The following is a 16,224-nucleotide window of genomic DNA, read 5'->3' on the forward strand; positions in this document are numbered from 1 at the left end:
TTTATCTGATTTTTATGGGTTTTTATTCTTTTGTGGTGGTAGCGTGAAGTTTTTCCAGTAGATTTGCGTAGACAAGCGCATTTCTCGAAGCGTTAAGGCGCGAGGTGAACGTTTCGATTTAAAACTCCACGCATGACCAGAGCAGGCTGCTGTCATAATGGTTTTCGATGGACGTAGAAGTATACTCCTTTCAACTGAAAGGCTATTGGTCTCTTGGTTTTCGCTTTCTGTTTTAGCAGAGGCAACTCGTTCACCGCTATTGCAAAACCAACCATTCTTGTTCAGATGAAGCTGTGTATTATCTTGATTAACCATATCAATTGAATCAAGTTCAATATGCGAACCCTCAATGCTTAAAACCAAAACAGGAACAACAAGGCCATACTCTGCATGTTTCTCGTACCATGTCTTTCGTTTCTCAGTATCATCTAGATGATTAATACCAGGGCATTTTGCTGCTTGCTTTGTATACCAGCTGCCATTGTGAGTATCGGCTTCAAGTGGTGTCGGGTTAGGTGATAGGTGATTATTCACCATATACCGAGCAATAGCTTTAACATGGTAGGGAAGACCGCCCATTCGTCGTTTAAGTAATGATAGGTTCTTTATTTCACCGTGCGCAAGCGAGATGATTTCTCTCTCATATAAGGCCGTACATATCTCATTGAACTGTGGATGGCTTGAGCCTAGTTCGCCTGCTTCATTAAAAAAGCCAACTTGAGAGTGGGAAAGTTTGTCGCCTACAGCCATTGGGGGTCGAATACTTATTAGTCTTTCATTAACCCTAGCAAGATTCGTTGCTTGATGCTACTCAGATTAGAAAGTGCTCACAAAAAAGCCGCTAATGGTAGCGGCTTTGTGTTGCTTTAAGGCAGAATTACTGGCCTTTGATTTCACTGCGGCCTTTGTAAGTTGCAGCGTCACCTAGCGCTTCTTCAATACGAAGAAGTTGGTTGTACTTAGCAACACGGTCAGAACGGCATAGTGAACCCGTCTTGATTTGCCCCGCTGCTGTGCCTACTGCAAGGTCGGCAATAGTTGCGTCTTCAGTTTCACCAGAACGGTGAGAGATAACTGCTGTAAAGCCCGCATCTTTTGCCATCTTAATTGCGTTAAGCGTTTCTGTTAGTGAACCGATTTGGTTGAACTTGATAAGGATTGAGTTACCAATGCCGTTATCGATACCGCGCTTAAGAATTTTAGTGTTAGTTACAAACAAGTCGTCACCAACAAGCTGTACTTTGTCACCAATTTTCTTAGTAAGGCTTGCCCAGCCGTCCCAGTCGCTTTCGTCTAGGCCGTCTTCAATTGACACAATTGGGTACTGTGAACAAAGGTCAGCAAGGTAGTCACCGAACGCTTCTGAATCGAAGCTCTTGTCTTCGCCAGATAGTACGTATTTGCCTTCTTTGTAGAATTCAGACGCTGCACAGTCTAGTGCAAGGGTAATGTCTTCATTCATTTTGTAGCCCGCGTTTTCAACCGCCTCCACGATAACCGCTAGTGCTTCAGCGTTTGAACTAAGGTTAGGTGCAAAACCACCTTCGTCGCCAACTGCCGTGTTAAGGCCTTTAGCAGAAAGTACTTTCTTAAGCGCGTGGAAGATTTCTGCACCCATACGTAGTGCTTCTTTAAAGCTCTTCGCGCCAACTGGCTGCACCATGAACTCTTGAATGTCTACATTGTTGTCAGCGTGCTCACCACCGTTGATGATGTTCATCATAGGCACTGGCATAGAGTATTGGCCAGATGTACCGTTTAGGTCTGCAATGTGCTCGTAAAGTGCTACGCCTTTTTCAGCGGCGGCTGCTTTTGCAACTGCTAGAGAAACAGCAAGGATAGCGTTTGCACCCAATGTTTCTTTGTTCTCTGTACCATCAAGGTCAATCATAATGCCGTCGATGTCAGCTTGCGCTAGTGCGTCTTTACCGATAAGTGCTGGCGCGATAGTGTCGTTAACCGCTGCTACTGCCTTTGTAACACCTTTACCTAGGTAACGAGACTTGTCGCCGTCGCGTAGTTCTAGTGCTTCGCGGCTACCAGTAGAGGCACCAGATGGTGCTGCAGCACGGCCCATAACGCCAGACTCTAAATATACATCTGCTTCTACTGTTGGATTACCGCGTGAATCTAAAATCTCGCGCCCAATAATGCGACTAATTTTCGCCATGTTTCTTCCTCAACAATTGATTGGGGCGCAACGGGAGAGAGCGCCCCTTTTATTAGAAATTAGTGATTTTCTTTCTGGTATTTTCCTGCCGCAGCAACAAAACCAGTAAATAATGGGTGTCCATCCCGAGGGGTTGAAGTGAACTCAGGGTGGAATTGACCCGCAATGAACCAAGGATGATCAGGGATTTCTACCACTTCTACAAGTCGCTTATCAGTGGACAAACCACTTACCTTTAAGCCTGCTGCTTCAATTTGATCGCGTAGGTTGTTGTTCACTTCATAACGATGGCGGTGACGCTCGTAAATTTCTGCGCTACCGTACATGTCATGTACTTTGGTACCTTCGATAAGGTGACATAGCTGGCTACCTAGGCGCATGGTACCGCCAAGGTCAGAGCTCTCTGTACGCGTTTCTGTAGTACCCGCAGCGTCTAGCCATTCGGTAATAAGACCTACAACTGGGTAAGGGGTATCGGCATCAAATTCTGTGCTGTTCGCGTTTTCCATGCCTGCAACGTTACGTGCATATTCAATAAGCGCTACTTGCATACCTAAGCAAATACCAAGGTAAGGCACTTTGTTTTCACGTGCATAGCGGGCTGCCGCAATTTTGCCTTCAATACCGCGCTCGCCGAAGCCGCCCGGTACTAGAATAGCGTCTAGCTTTTCTAGAATCTGCGTGCCTTTACTCTCTACATCTTGCGAGTCAACGTAGTGAATGTTTACTGTTAAGCGGTTCTTCAAGCCCGCGTGTTTAAGCGCTTCGTTAACCGACTTGTATGCATCTGGAAGCTCTACGTACTTTCCAACCATACCGATATTTACTTCGGCCGTTGGGTTAGACTCTGCATACAGAACTTGTTCCCACTCAGACAGATCTGCTTCTTTACAATCTAGACCAAAGCGGTCAACCACAAGCTGATCCATGCCTTGCGCTTTAAGTGCCGCCGGAATGCGATAGATGCTGTCTACGTCTTTCAGTGAAATAACGGCTTTGTCGGCAACGTTGGTGAAAAGGGCAATTTTAGAACGTTCACTGGCGGGTAATGCACCTACCGAACGGCATACTAAGATGTCTGGCTGAATACCAATAGAACGAAGCTCTTTTACTGAGTGCTGTGTAGGCTTAGTTTTTACTTCACCTGATGCAGGCATGTAAGGTACAAGCGTTAGGTGCATGAACATAGCGCGCTCACGGCCTACTTCTGTGCCAAGTTGACGAATAGCTTCTAAGAACGGTTGTGATTCGATGTCACCAACGGTTCCGCCTACTTCTACAATAGCCACATCGTGACCTTCAGCACCTTCAATTACGCGGCGCTTGATTTCATTAGTGATGTGAGGAATAACCTGAATAGTGGCACCAAGATAATCACCACGACGCTCACGCTTTAGCACTTCTTCATAAACACGACCGGTCGTGAAGTTGTTGCGCTTTGTCATACGGGTGCGAATAAAACGCTCGTAGTGACCTAAGTCAAGATCGGTCTCTGCGCCGTCATCAGTAACAAATACTTCACCATGTTGAATAGGGCTCATTGTGCCTGGATCGACGTTGATGTAAGGGTCGAGTTTTAACATGGTTACGGTGAGACCGCGAGCTTCAAGAATTGCGGCCAACGACGCTGCAGCAATACCTTTACCTAGCGATGAAACTACACCACCTGTGACGAAAATATAATTTGTCATGCGAAACCTAGAACGTTTGGGTTGTATGGTAAATATAGGCTGAGTTTAGAACAAAACCAGCTACACTTTGGACGGGGCGATAGTATACGCAAAATCATGTGGGCAGACAATCAATTTGCCCACATGATGCACAATTTGTATGCGCTTAAGATTGGCTTAAGCGTTTTAATGTATAGATAAGATCAAGTGCTTGGCGAGGAGAAAGTTCGTCTGGCGCTAGGTTCTCTAGGGCTTCCATTACCGGATGTGGTTTATCAGGGAACAGCATTTCTGCTTGGCCTGCAGCAGGCGTTTTCACTTTTGATGGCCCAGACTCGCGTGCGTCTTGTTTTTCATCGCCACTAAAAATGTGCGATGACTCAAGAATTACCAGCTTCTGCTGGGCTGCCCTTATTACAGGTTTAGGCACACCGGCTAACTGAGCAACTTGTAATCCAAAGCTTTTACTTGCAGCGCCTTCTGACACTGTATGCATAAAGCGAATAGTATCTTCGTGTTCGATGGCATCAAGGTGCACATTTACTACGCCTGATTGAGTATCTGGTAATTCGGTAAGCTCGAAGTAGTGTGTAGCAAATAAGGTGTATGCGTTTAACTGTTTTGCTAAATAGCTTGCGCAGGCCCACGCTAACGACAGCCCATCGTAGGTACTGGTGCCGCGACCAATTTCATCCATTAATACCAATGAGTTTTCAGTCGCATTGTTTAAGATGTTTGCCGTTTCTGTCATTTCAACCATAAAGGTTGAGCGACCGGAGGCTAAATCGTCAGATGCACCAATACGGGTGAATATGCGATCTATCTTTCCAATGTGCGCGTTTTCAGCAGGCACAAAGCTACCTATACAGGCTAGTAATGCAATAAGCGCGGTTTGACGCATGTAGGTTGATTTACCGCCCATATTTGGGCCGGTAATAATGAGCATGCGGCGCTCACTATCAAGTGTAAGCGGGTTGGCAATGAATGGGTCTTTCATTACGTTTTCAACCACAGGGTGGCGACCGGCTTCATACGTTAACGCACACGCTTGGCTTAGTTGTGGACGATGCCAGTCGAGTGACAGCGCTCGCTCAGCAAAACAGCACAGAACATCCAGTTTTGCTAATGCTGCAGCGGTTTCTATTAAATTGTTTAGGTGTGGTGCAAAGTTGTCGAACAACGCCTCATAAAGCTGTTTTTCAAGGGCGAGTGCAGCGCCTTGGCTACTAAGTACTTTGTCCTCGTGCTCTTTTAACTCTGGCGTAATGTAGCGCTCTGTATTTTTTAGGGTTTGCCTGCGAATGTATTCAGCAGGAGCTGCGGCGCTATTTGCACGGCTAATTTCAATAAAGAACCCGTGCACTTTGTTATAACCTACCTTAAGGGTAGAAATTCCAGTGCGTTCGCGCTCACGTTGCTCCATAGCATCTAAGTAATCGGTAGCACCTTGCGAGAGTTTGCGTAACTCATCAAGTTCAGCATTGTAGCCTTCAGCAATTATACCGCCGTCGCGAATCACTACCGGTGGGTTATCAATAATTGCTTCGTTAAGCAACGTCTGCAATTCAGGGTAGGTACCGATAGTTTCGCTAATGCTTCTTACTTGTCCGGTATCAAAACGACCAAGGGCATCTTGCAAATCAGGTAGTGCATTAAATGCATTTTTTAAACGTGCAAAATCGCGCGGTCGTGCAGAGCGCAGCGCCAAACGCGCCATAATGCGCTCAATATCACCAATGTGTTTTAGTGCACCGCGAATATCTTCTGGGTCATCGTTAATGAAAGTCTCTACTGCATCCAAACGGCTATGTAGTTCATGCTGATCTGTCAGCGGTGAATGGATTATGCGTTGTAACATACGGCTACCCATGGCCGTAGTGGTGGTATCCATTACGCTAAATAAGGTGTTTTCCTGACCGCCAGATAAATTGTGAGTAAGCTCTAGGTTTCTGCGAGTGGCAGCATCAAGTTGTACCCTACTGTCTTGCTGCTCTGTTTGAATGCGGCGAATATGCGGTAACGCCGTGCGTTGCGTATCCTTTACATATTGCAAAACACAGCCTGCGGCACCTAAGCCTTTAGTAACCCCTTTGATGCCAAAACCGTCGAGAGTCTTTGTCTCAAATTGCGCATTTAGCTGCTCGTTGGCCGTGTCGATATCGAACTCCCATTCAGGACGACGGCGAAGCCCTTTTCGGTTTTCAACAAGCGGCAAGCTTTCAAACCCTTCCGGGTAGAGAAGTTCAGCGGGATTTACGCGCTGAATTTCTGCGAGCAACCCTTCATCACTATCGCTTTCAAAAATCACAAAGCGCCCGCTGGTAACATCAAGGGTGGCCAGGCCGTAGTGCATGCTATGGCCGCATACGGCCGCTAGAATATTGTCGCGACGTTCTTCTAAAAGCGCTTCATCGGTTACTGTGCCTGGCGTAACAATACGTTGCACCGCGCGTTCAACAGGGCCTTTACTGGTGGCTGGGTCGCCTACTTGCTCGCATATAGCAACCGATTCGCCCATTTTAACAAGGCGAGATAAATAGCTTTCAACTGCATGATAGGGCACACCTGCCATAGGAATAGGCTCACCGCCTGACTTTCCTCTAGCGGTAAGAGAAATATCTAATAGCTCGGCTGCTTTTTTGGCATCGTCATAAAACAACTCGTAAAAGTCACCCATGCGATAAAACAATAAAATATTCGGATGCTGCGCCTTAATTGTTAGGTACTGGCGCATCATGGGAGTATGTGATTCCAAAAAAAAGCCTCTGTAATTTTGTTGCTGGGTTTAATGTCTGTTGAAGGGAATAAATGATAAACTCACAACGGCTAAGATCAAGCTTGAACTTATAAAGAACAACCTTGAAAAGCACAACCTCATAAAGCACGACAGGTGTGATAAGGCACAACGTTATGAATTCGACATTTTCAACTGAATCTACTGCAAACGCTAGCCCTTTGCAGCTTGATAGCGTATTTACTGCACAAGTATTGGCGCTAGGCGATGTGTTGAGGGAAAAAAAGTGGACGGTTTCAAGTGCTGAGTCTTGCACTGGCGGCGGTGTTGCCTTTGCGTTTACCAGTGTTGCAGGCAGTTCAGATTGGTTTAATCAGTCTTGGGTGACCTATTCAAATGAAGCAAAGCAATATGAATTGGGCGTTTCTGAACAAACGCTAATTAAACATGGTGCAGTATCTGAGCACACCGTAAAAGAAATGGCTAAAGGCGTGTGCCGAAGGAGTGGTGCTCAAGTAGCGGTAACGGTAAGTGGAATAGCAGGCCCGGGTGGCGGCAGCGAAGAAAAACCTGTTGGCACTGTTTGGTTTGGTTTCGTTTGTGGCGACAACGTAGCGCAAGTAAAACAAGTATTTAGTGGCGATCGCAACCAGGTAAGAAGTGCCGCAATTCACTTTGCTATTTCCCATTTACTAAAAATGTTGCGCGAAAAATAAAAACACTGGTTGAAACTGTATGCTTGTACAGTATAGAATGCACTCATCATTTGGTAGTGTTAATAAACTTAATGCTACTTAATACAGAATTTAACCGCTAATCCTAGAGGATAATGACGTGGACGATAATAAATCAAAAGCTTTAACCGCCGCAGTTGGCCAAATTGAAAAGCAATTTGGTAAAGGTGCAATCATGCGCTTGGGCGACAACCAAGCCATGGATATTGAAGCTATTTCAACAGGCTCACTTACCATCGATATTGCATTAGGTATAGGTGGTTTGCCATGTGGTCGTGTTGTAGAAATTTATGGTCCAGAGTCATCAGGTAAAACAACGCTTACCCTTCAGGTTATTGCAGAAGCTCAGCGCAAAGGCAAAACGTGTGCTTTCGTTGATGCTGAGCACGCGCTAGATCCTGTTTACGCGGAAAAGCTAGGTGTAAACATTGATGAGCTTCTTGTTTCTCAGCCTGATACGGGTGAACAAGCGCTAGAAATCTGCGACATGCTGGTGCGCTCTGGCGCGGTAGACGTGGTTATTGTTGACTCGGTAGCGGCTCTGACACCTAAAGCGGAAATTGAAGGTGACATGGGTGACTCTCACGTTGGTCTTCAGGCACGTCTAATGTCACAAGCGCTTCGTAAGCTTACTGCTAACATCAAGCGTTCAAACACGCTTTGTATCTTCATCAACCAAATTCGTATGAAGATTGGTGTTATGTTTGGTAATCCAGAAACCACTACTGGTGGTAACGCACTTAAGTTCTACTCATCTGTACGTCTAGATATTCGTCGTATTGGTGCGGTTAAAGAAGGCGACGAGGTAGTAGGTAACGAAACTCGCGTTAAGGTTGTGAAGAACAAAGTAGCACCGCCGTTTAAACAAGCTGAGTTTATGATCCGCTACGGTGAAGGTATTAGCAAAGAAGCTGAGCTTATCGACTTAGGCGTTAAACAAAAGCTAGTTGACAAAGCTGGCGCATGGTACAGCTATAAAGGCGACCGCATTGGTCAGGGTAAAGCGAACGTAATGAAGTTCCTAAAAGAAAACCCTGAAATTGCCAATGAAATTGAAACTAAAATCCGTCAGGAATTACTCCTATCAAAAACGATGAAGGCTGAAGAAGCATTACCTCAAGAAGATGAGATGCAGCCAGAATAAAATTATCGTTTCGATGACTTTTTAAAACCCACCGCTAGGTGGGTTTTTTTATACCTTTAATTCATAGCTTAAGTGGGAAATAAGCAGCTACATATTTATTAACACTTAATTGCCGGTTGAAACTTGTGCACTTATAAAAAAAGCGAGATGCTGTAATAAAATTTAAATAAGAATGACTATATGCTTTGTAAGTGCTTTTTTGGCATGGTTTTTCTTTTAAAAAATAAAACCAAAAAACAACATTGAAACGTTACGTGATAATAAAGAGGGAAGGGAAATGATTGAAATATCAGGTCTCGCAAAGCGGTTTGAGGTGGAAAACCCTAAAAAGCTAAGCGAACAAGAAAAGAAAGATCCAAGGTTAAAAGGACGTTATTTTCAATCAGTAAGGGATGTGTCTTTTACTTGTGATCAAGGCCAAGTATTGGGTTTGTTAGGCCCAAACGGCGCCGGAAAAACCACTACATTACGCATGTTATCAACCGCTTTACGCCCAGACAGCGGTAAAGTGCTAATTGGTGGTGAAGATGTGTTAGCTAACCCTAATATTGCACGTAAGAAGATTGGTTTTCTATCAAGCTCTACAGGTTTGTATGGAAGGCTAAGCGGTAGAGAAAATATAAGTTACTTTGGTGAACTACACGGTATTCCTAAAGACGTCATTAATTCACGAATTGAAGAAATGGCAGACCTCTTAGATATGCAGAATTTCTTAGATCGACGCGCAGAAAACTTTTCGTCGGGTATGAAGCAAAAAGTTTCTATTGCCCGTGCGGTTATTCACGAGCCGGCATTGGTTGTATTGGACGAGCCCACAACGGGCTTAGACATTATGGCAACCAGCACAGTGATGGAGTTTATCCAGCGTCTTAAAGATAAAGGCACGCCAGTTATTTTCTCTACACACCATTTGGACGAAGTTCAAACACTGTGCGACAAAGTTACGGTAATTAATCAAGGTGAAACGGTATTTAACGACTCGCTTGCGGCGTTTGGCGCGCTCTCAGGTGGTCAAATGCATAAGAGTTTCTTAAAAACGTTATCAATGGATTCTGAGGAGACAAGCAATGTGGTTAATCTTTAAAAAGGAATTCAAAGAGCTTTTAAGAGACAGAAAAACCATCATATTTATGATTGGTTTACCGCTGCTTCTGTTTCCAGCCATCTTTGGTGTGGCCATGTTCTTTATGAGCTCAGCCGCTGACAAGGCTGAAAATAAAGTACTTAAGTACGCTATTGTTGGTGAAGCCTACGCGCCAGCTATTGTGCAATCGTTTAGTGATGCTAGCGATAAATTCGAAGAAGTCGCAATTGGTAATGAGACCGATTATGCGAAGCTAATCAAAAACGAAACGCTAGACTTCGTACTTGTTATTCCGGAAGGCTTCAACAGCGATGTTTTAAACTCTGGGCAGCATACACTTCAACTATATTTAAACGATGCTGGCTTGAATAAGGTAATGGGCCGTGTTTCAGACATTGTTGACGAGTACTCAGACACGTTCCAACAAACTGCTTTTTCTTCACTGGGTTTAAATGAGTCGCAGCAAGTTGCCTTGTTAAAACCTATAGAGATTGAAAAACAAAATGTAGCAGACGACAGAGAAGTGTGGGGCGAACGTATTGGTGGTGCGTTACCTTACTTCATCTTTATTCTATGCTTACAGGGTGCAATGGCGCCAGCGGCCGATTTAGGGGCAGGCGAGAAAGAGCGTGGCACGCTAGAAACGTTACTTATATCACCAATGGACAGACACAAACTCGTGCTGGGTAAATTCTTTACTATAGCCGTTGCGGGCATTATTACCGCGCTTATTACGGTGTCGTCCATGGCACTCTGGGGATTAGTATTATCACAAGGCATGGCCGTCGAATTTGTAGTAAAAATTATGTCGATGATTGGCCTTGTTGATTTCTTCCTTATCTTCCTAATGTTGGTCCCCGTGGTTGCTGTTTTTGCAGCAGTGCTATTGTCGCTTTCTATTTATGCGCGTTCATTCAAAGAAGCACAAAGTTACATGGGTTCACTGATTATGGTGGTTATATTCCCTGTGCTTATCGCTATGATGCCGGGTGTTGAGCTTAAAGGTGGATGGGTGTGGGTACCGTTAACTAATGTGGCACTTGCAATGAAAGAGCTGTTTAAAGGCACGATGGACTATTTCGCCTTGTTCGGCATTTTCTCATCAACCGCAGTAATAGCTGCAGGCCTAATTTACTTCTGTATTCATTGGTTTAATAAAGAAAAGGTACTGTTTAGATAGATACTCGCTATCGTTTCAACTTTTATTGATGATAGTCAAAGCCCGCTACAGTAGCGGGCTTTTTACATTTCGTTGTAATTTGTTTCGAGGCACAAACCGCCTGATAGGATTATTCTTACACTTCAAAGTCAATGCGCTTGATAATTCCTTCCCATCCGGGAGGGATTTTTCCCTGAAGTACATAGGAATAAGCAAGCAGTTCGGCAATGACATAGTAAAGCGATTCTGGTATGTCTTGCCCTACATCAAGCGTAGCTAATACTTCACTAAGATAAGGATCTTCATGAATGAGGATCCCTGTTTCTTCTGCCATTGCGATAATAGCTTGTGCTAAATCACCATAACCCTTAGCCACAACCTTAGGTGTGTTTTTCTTGTCTCCACCTTCATATTTAAGGCCAATAGCCCTTTTGGCTTTTTTGTTATCGCTCATACACGTGTCTCAAATATTTGGTGTGGGCGGGTGTTCAACGTGTCTGGTATCTGTCCTCGCTGATAGTTGGCTTCTGCTACTTCAAGCCCAAGAGACGATAATCGTTTTGTGAGGTAGGGAAGAGTATCTGCAAGTCTTCTTAGAATGATATCGTTCGATGCATATAAGCTTAACGTGATAGTGTTTTGGTCTATCTTCGATTTTGCCAGTACTTGACCTGCATCGACTATATCTAGCTTCATGGTAACGTTCCACAGTTTGCGCTTATCTTGTGATTGTTCTTGTTGGTTTTGACGTTCTTTTTCCCGTTGTATCAGTAGTTCTGTTGGTGCCTGTGTTTGAGACAAAGACGGTAAAATGTAATAAAACGCCTCTTGGCCCTGTATGCGCGCTTCTGCATTACTTACCTTTGTTTGCTGGTGACCGGCTAACAGCGTTTTAAGTTGCGACAAAAGCTGCTGGCGAGCATCGAGCTGATTTACATCTTGGCTTACTCTACTTGGTGTAGTTGAAACGCCCATATTACTGAGCGTTTTTGCAATTACAGAGTCAGGGCTATCAATTAATGTTTTAAGGCTTGGCTGACGTTGAAGAGCGCGACCTGCAAGCGCAAGTTGTAAAAGCGTGACGAGCCCTTGAACAAAGCCCGATTGATTAACCGGAGTGGTTAATGTTGTTGGCGTAGTAACTAATGCTGCGGTAGAAAGTACTTGTTGAATACGTTCTGGCAGTGATTGCTGCGAGATATCTTGTATTGTCTGCGCAGCGTTTAATTTCGCAGTGCTTTGAGTATTCTCCCCTTTCATTACATCTGCTTTTGTATCGCTTGTCGCAGCGGCTTGCCCTTCTGTTTTTGTTGATGCTGGTGCGGATACAGTAGATGCAGATGTAACAGTTGTCTGTTTAGCAACGCTTGAAACAAACTGCTGAAGAACGCTTGTTAATACATTGCTTGATAGCGTTTTGGCCTGAGCGCCAACTGAGGCAGCCAAAGAAGCAAGCGATTTATCGGTTTGCTGTGAGGTGTCTGGCTGTAAGGCGTTCTTAATTGTATTTTGTGCTGCGTTAATTTCAGGCCGAGATACCTTATTTTTTAACTGCTCGCTTTTAGAGGCTTCGGTTTTAGAAGGAGTAATCTCACCTTGTGATGCAGGTATGGTTTTATCTAACGCTGCTGAGCTGGCATTTTCTGCTTTTTGAAGTAAAGGCCCCGCTGGTTTTGCGTTTAAAGCGTCAACTCCAGTGAGTTGTTGTGTAAGTTTTAGCAACGCGTTTGTCGGTAACGCTGTGCTTTCGCGCCCTTGTACCGTAGAAAGTAATTGCGACAGTGCCTCCCTTGTACTGCCGGTTTGGCTTAGCAATACTCGAGATAACGTACTTATTGCTTGATGTACATCAGTGCCTTTTAACGCTCTAGGGTCTTGGCCTTTTTCATTTATGTTTGCCTTTTCTTGAGTGCCAAGACCATCGGTAAGTGAATTCACCAATACAGCATTGTTTGCAGGTAAAACTTTGCCTTGTGGTATTGCGTTTAGCGACAAGTTGGCAGTGTCTGATCTTGAAAGCGATGGAATAGCGCTTTTGAGATCCGCAGACGAAAACGTTACAAGTACCTTTCGCTGCGCAATGTTCAGTGTAAGTTGATTGCTTAACTGATTTTTATCTGCAGTGGCCTGAGTTAACGAGATAAGCGCTGTGCTTTGCAGCACATTTTGCCCCTGACCGACGTTTTGAGGCAAAAAGCGGTTGAGCAGCGCAGCGTTTTTAATATCGACGGCGACAGTACCTTGCTGTAAAGCAGCCTGGATAAGACTGTTTGTAAGCGCATTGGCTTTAACAGAAGCGCCTTCAGCAGACTTGCCATTTAGTGGGACCTGCAACGGCAATGAACCTGTTCTTTCCGGCTGAATACTTAGTAACGTGGCAGTTCCGGTGCTATTTACCAATGAAACAGTGACACGTTGCCCTATCAAATTTCTAAGCGCTTGTTCAGATTTACTGTTTATCTCAGGTAAGTTGAGTACATTCCCTTGTGAGGTGGTAAGCGCTAACTGACCATCTGGGCGTTGAGAAACTGTGGCTTTTATTGATGCTGCTGCCGTATTTTTTAAAATAGCCTGCTCTATTGCCCTAATTAAAGAATCCACATCAGAGCGTGAAATATTCACCGATGACTGCGCTTGTGATGCAGTGGAAAGCAGTGCCAATGCGCCCGATGCATTGTGGGTTGTCTGTAATTCAGCGTTAGTCAATAAAGAAAGCCGCGCATGCTGTATTGTTTGCTGATACACATACGTGGGCACTTGAACGTTTATCGACTGAGGTACCGAACTTGCTGATGCACTATTTGTGGGCTGCGACGTAATTGAAAGAATTTGTTCTGGCAGTCTCGCGATGGTCGCTCTTGCTGAGTTAGCCAACGCTGTGGCGTTTGCTAGCGCTGCATTGCTAAGCGGCTGAAATTGTTTTGGGTTAGTTTGGGCAGCAGTAAACTCTACCGATTTGTTTGCGGTAGCGTTGGCAATTAGCGATGAAAGCGGTGTGATCATAGTAGTAATATCGGCATTGCGTCTATTTTCCTTATCTCTTTCCTCTCTTTCGCATTAGGAGGAATAAATAAAAACCTCCTTTGTTATTGAAGTAAATCATATTTAATTGGATTTCGCGACTGCGAAGAAGCGTGCTTGTGGTAGACTATCGCGGTTATAAATCAGCTTTAATTGGATTTGAGGTATTTAGGCCGTGTTAGAGGCTTGCAGGGTAACGTGTAGTAAAAGAGACAGAGTTTTATTCGAAGGCTTATCACTAAACGTGAATGCCGGTGAATTACTGTACTTGCGCGGCCCTAACGGTGCTGGGAAAACCAGTTTACTTCGCATATTAATAGGGCTTAGTGCACCTGATGATGGCTGCGTAAAATTTGCGGGTAAAGATATCAAGCAGTACTCAAATGATTACTACCGTCAGCTGCTTTATTTAGGCCACAAGAGCGGCACAAACGGAAGCCTTTCTGCTTTAGACAATCTGGGCTTTTGGCTAGCCCAACATAACGTACAGCAAAATCAAGAAACACTCTACGACACACTAGCAAAAGTAGGACTAGTGGGTTTAGAAGATGTGCCAGTGCGTTACTTATCTGCGGGCCAGCAGCGCCGCGTTGCTTTGTCGCGTTTATGGCTTAAACCAGCGCGAGTATGGATATTAGATGAACCATTTACGGCGTTAGATGTGAAAGGCGTTGCCATGCTTGAAAGCGCTATGAATGACCATGTGAGCAATGGTGGTTTGGTCATCACAACATCACATCAATTACTATCGCAAGATGCAGGTGAACATCGTGTATTTGACTTGGAGTACCGTTTCTAATGTCGTTGTATGCGGGAATTTTCAAACGCGATTTACATATCGCTTTTAAACAAAAAGCAGAGTTAGTGCAGCCGCTCATGTTTTTGCTGATGGTGGTTACGTTGTTCCCTTTGGGTGTAAGCCCAGCGCCTGAAACACTACAGCGTATTGGGCCCGGCGTTATTTGGATTGCGGCCATTTTGTCTTCGCTTCTAGCTATGGAGCGGTTGTTTCGTGACGACTTCCAAGACGGAGCACTAGAACAGTACATGCTCTCGGGTATGGCGTTACCCGCTGTCAGTGCAGTTAAAGTTGCTGTGCATTGGCTTGTCAGCTTTGTGCCTTTGTTAATTTTGTCACCGCTTCTAGCAATGTTTTTGAATTTAACATACGACATGTACATTGCCCTTATGCTTACCTTGCTATTGGGCTCTCCATTATTGTCCTTGGTGGGCGCCATCGCTGTTGGGCTTACCGTGGGATTACAAAAAGGCGGTGTATTACTTGCACTGCTACTTATCCCTGTTTTTATTCCGTTACTGATTTTTGCCACGTCAGCAGTAGATTCTGCCGCACTGCAATTACCTTATCAGTCTCAACTTGCTATTATCGCCGCCATGCTTTTGTTGGCAGCGGCATTAGCGCCTTTTGCCATAGCGTATTCTTTAAAAGTGAGTCAGAACTAATGTGGAAGTGGTTACACCCATACGCTAAAACAGAGCGGGCTTACCAGCTTTGTTTAACCTTACAGCCTTGGTTTTGGGCTGGGGCATTGTTGTGTTTGTCGATAGGCACGGTATGGGGGCTTGCGTTTGCCCCACAAGATTATCAGCAAGGCGATTCTTTTCGCATCATTTACATTCACGTTCCAAGCGCCATTTTATCTATGGGCACTTATGTTGCTATGGCAATAGCTGCATTAGTGGGCATGGTGTGGCAGTGGCGCACGGCCTATATGAGTATGATTGCTATGGCGCCTATTGGCGCGGTAATGACCTTTATCGCCTTATTCACTGGTGCTGCATGGGGTAAACCTATGTGGGGAGCATGGTGGGTGTGGGATGCAAGGCTAACCTCAGAACTTATTTTGTTGTTTTTGTACATGGGCGTTATTGCGCTGTATGGGGCTTTTGAAGATAAACAGCAAGCAGGCAAAGCGGCAGGTGTTATGGCACTTGTAGGTGTGGTAAACATCCCCATTATTCATTACTCAGTAGAGTGGTGGAACACGCTTCATCAAGGTGCCACGATCAGTAAGTTCGACAACCCTTCCATTGCCCCTGAAATGCTCTGGCCATTGCTCATTAATCTGTTGGGTTTTGCCTTGTTTATCGGCGCAGTAACAACAGTTAGGCTTAGAAACGAAATAGTGTTGCGCGAGTTGCATCGACCTTGGGTGCAAGTATTAGCGCAGCAACATATAGAGGGGAAAAGATAGTATGCAGTTTGAGTCTTTCTCTGATTTTATCAATATGGGTGGCTATGCGTTTTACATATGGTTGTCGTTCGGCGTTACTTTTTTGTCAATGGGCATCATTGCCGTACAAAGTTATTTAAAGCAGTCGTCGCTTTTAAAAGCGGTGATTGTTGAGCAAGAGCGTAAGGCGCGCATAAAAAAAGCGCGGCAAGAAAATACTCACGCACATTAAGATTGCGCGGCATTTATTGTTAAGCGCACCAAATATAAGCGAATCAAATATAAGTGCTTGTGCACAAGTACATAAAGAAAA

The 16,224-nt window shown here is 44.7% G+C and carries 14 protein-coding genes; 8 read left to right on the forward strand and 6 right to left on the reverse strand.

Translation table 11 applies throughout. The features are described 5' to 3' along the window. Positions 1-12: 12 nt before the first annotated feature. The 4 genes from ACGHAV_RS08030 to mutS form a co-directional block, all read right to left on the reverse strand. On the reverse strand, positions 13-750 hold the full coding sequence (locus ACGHAV_RS08030; RefSeq protein ID WP_390378863.1) for a hypothetical protein: 738 nt from the start codon (positions 748-750) through the stop codon (positions 13-15). Between the two features lie 127 nt (positions 751-877). Further along, on the reverse strand, positions 878-2,170 hold the full coding sequence (eno, locus tag ACGHAV_RS08035; RefSeq protein WP_390378866.1) for a phosphopyruvate hydratase: 1,293 nt from the start codon (positions 2,168-2,170) through the stop codon (positions 878-880). A gap of 59 nt (positions 2,171-2,229) precedes the next feature. Then, positions 2,230-3,861 carry a CTP synthase gene (locus ACGHAV_RS08040; protein WP_390378869.1) on the reverse strand — a complete coding sequence of 544 codons (1,632 nt, stop codon included), beginning with the start codon at positions 3,859-3,861 and terminating at the stop codon, positions 2,230-2,232. Positions 3,862-4,006: 145 nt separating this feature from the next. After that, complete coding sequence (mutS, locus tag ACGHAV_RS08045; RefSeq protein WP_390379336.1) at positions 4,007-6,577, reverse strand: DNA mismatch repair protein MutS; 2,571 nt, start codon at positions 6,575-6,577, stop codon at positions 4,007-4,009. A 173-nt stretch (positions 6,578-6,750) separates the two neighbouring features. Here mutS and ACGHAV_RS08050 point away from each other — a divergent pair, with 173 nt between their 5' ends. From ACGHAV_RS08050 to ACGHAV_RS08065, 4 genes are all read left to right on the forward strand, one after another. After that, positions 6,751-7,290: a CinA family protein gene (locus tag ACGHAV_RS08050; RefSeq protein WP_390378872.1), complete on the forward strand. Its 540-nt coding sequence runs from the start codon at positions 6,751-6,753 to the stop codon at positions 7,288-7,290. Between the two features lie 118 nt (positions 7,291-7,408). After that, entirely contained in the window at positions 7,409-8,452 is a 1,044-nt protein-coding gene (gene recA, locus ACGHAV_RS08055; RefSeq protein WP_390378875.1) for a recombinase RecA, read from the forward strand. Positions 8,453-8,729: 277 nt separating this feature from the next. After that, a complete protein-coding gene (locus ACGHAV_RS08060) occupies positions 8,730-9,536 on the forward strand; it encodes an ATP-binding cassette domain-containing protein (protein WP_390378879.1) in 807 nt (268 codons plus the stop codon). Beyond that, complete coding sequence (locus ACGHAV_RS08065) at positions 9,520-10,716, forward strand: ABC transporter permease subunit (RefSeq protein ID WP_390378882.1); 1,197 nt, start codon at positions 9,520-9,522, stop codon at positions 10,714-10,716. Before ACGHAV_RS08060 ends, ACGHAV_RS08065 begins: the two co-directional genes overlap by 17 nt. Before the next feature lie 115 nt (positions 10,717-10,831). Here the strand turns inward: ACGHAV_RS08065 and ACGHAV_RS08070 are convergent, their stop codons facing one another. Beyond that, on the reverse strand, positions 10,832-11,149 hold the full coding sequence (locus ACGHAV_RS08070) for an EscU/YscU/HrcU family type III secretion system export apparatus switch protein (RefSeq protein WP_390378885.1): 318 nt from the start codon (positions 11,147-11,149) through the stop codon (positions 10,832-10,834). Beyond that, complete coding sequence (locus tag ACGHAV_RS08075; protein WP_390378888.1) at positions 11,146-13,698, reverse strand: flagellar hook-length control protein FliK; 2,553 nt, start codon at positions 13,696-13,698, stop codon at positions 11,146-11,148. Before ACGHAV_RS08075 ends, ACGHAV_RS08070 begins: the two co-directional genes overlap by 4 nt. 193 nt (positions 13,699-13,891) lie before the next feature. On the opposite strand from ACGHAV_RS08075, the gene ccmA reads away from it, so the two are divergent. From ccmA to ccmD, 4 genes are read left to right on the forward strand one after another with little or no spacing between them, the layout of a single operon-like run. Further along, positions 13,892-14,515, forward strand: a complete 624-nt coding sequence (ccmA, locus tag ACGHAV_RS08080; protein WP_390378890.1) for a cytochrome c biogenesis heme-transporting ATPase CcmA — start codon at positions 13,892-13,894, stop codon at positions 14,513-14,515. Next, a complete protein-coding gene (gene ccmB, locus ACGHAV_RS08085; protein ID WP_390378893.1) occupies positions 14,515-15,180 on the forward strand; it encodes a heme exporter protein CcmB in 666 nt (221 codons plus the stop codon). The genes ccmA and ccmB overlap by 1 nt, the downstream gene beginning before the upstream one ends. Further along, a complete protein-coding gene (locus tag ACGHAV_RS08090; RefSeq protein ID WP_390378896.1) occupies positions 15,180-15,932 on the forward strand; it encodes a heme ABC transporter permease in 753 nt (250 codons plus the stop codon). Before ccmB ends, ACGHAV_RS08090 begins: the two co-directional genes overlap by 1 nt. Before the next feature lies 1 nt (position 15,933). Beyond that, entirely contained in the window at positions 15,934-16,143 is a 210-nt protein-coding gene (gene ccmD / locus ACGHAV_RS08095) for a heme exporter protein CcmD (RefSeq protein WP_390378899.1), read from the forward strand. The last annotated feature ends 81 nt before the right edge of the window (positions 16,144-16,224 follow it).

The organism is Alteromonas sp. MTD1, from assembly GCF_042848195.1.
Lineage (GTDB): Bacteria > Pseudomonadota > Gammaproteobacteria > Enterobacterales > Alteromonadaceae > Alteromonas.

What these genes read in the sequence shown, in the direction of transcription:
- ACGHAV_RS08030 (WP_390378863.1), bottom strand. Translation starts at nt 750, where the DNA reads ATGGCTGTAGGCGACAAACTTTCCCACTCTCAAGTTGGCTTTTTTAAT.
- eno (WP_390378866.1), bottom strand. Translation starts at nt 2,170, where the DNA reads ATGGCGAAAATTAGTCGCATTATTGGGCGCGAGATTTTAGATTCACGC.
- ACGHAV_RS08040 (WP_390378869.1), bottom strand. Translation starts at nt 3,861, where the DNA reads ATGACAAATTATATTTTCGTCACAGGTGGTGTAGTTTCATCGCTAGGT.
- mutS (WP_390379336.1), bottom strand. Translation starts at nt 6,577, where the DNA reads ATGATGCGCCAGTACCTAACAATTAAGGCGCAGCATCCGAATATTTTA.
- ACGHAV_RS08050 (WP_390378872.1), top strand. Translation starts at nt 6,751, where the DNA reads ATGAATTCGACATTTTCAACTGAATCTACTGCAAACGCTAGCCCTTTG.
- ACGHAV_RS08060 (WP_390378879.1), top strand. Translation starts at nt 8,730, where the DNA reads ATGATTGAAATATCAGGTCTCGCAAAGCGGTTTGAGGTGGAAAACCCT.
- ACGHAV_RS08065 (WP_390378882.1), top strand. Translation starts at nt 9,520, where the DNA reads ATGTGGTTAATCTTTAAAAAGGAATTCAAAGAGCTTTTAAGAGACAGA.
- ACGHAV_RS08070 (WP_390378885.1), bottom strand. Translation starts at nt 11,149, where the DNA reads ATGAGCGATAACAAAAAAGCCAAAAGGGCTATTGGCCTTAAATATGAA.
- ACGHAV_RS08075 (WP_390378888.1), bottom strand. Translation starts at nt 13,698, where the DNA reads ATGATCACACCGCTTTCATCGCTAATTGCCAACGCTACCGCAAACAAA.
- ccmB (WP_390378893.1), top strand. Translation starts at nt 14,515, where the DNA reads ATGTCGTTGTATGCGGGAATTTTCAAACGCGATTTACATATCGCTTTT.
- ACGHAV_RS08090 (WP_390378896.1), top strand. Translation starts at nt 15,180, where the DNA reads ATGTGGAAGTGGTTACACCCATACGCTAAAACAGAGCGGGCTTACCAG.
- ccmD (WP_390378899.1), top strand. Translation starts at nt 15,934, where the DNA reads ATGCAGTTTGAGTCTTTCTCTGATTTTATCAATATGGGTGGCTATGCG.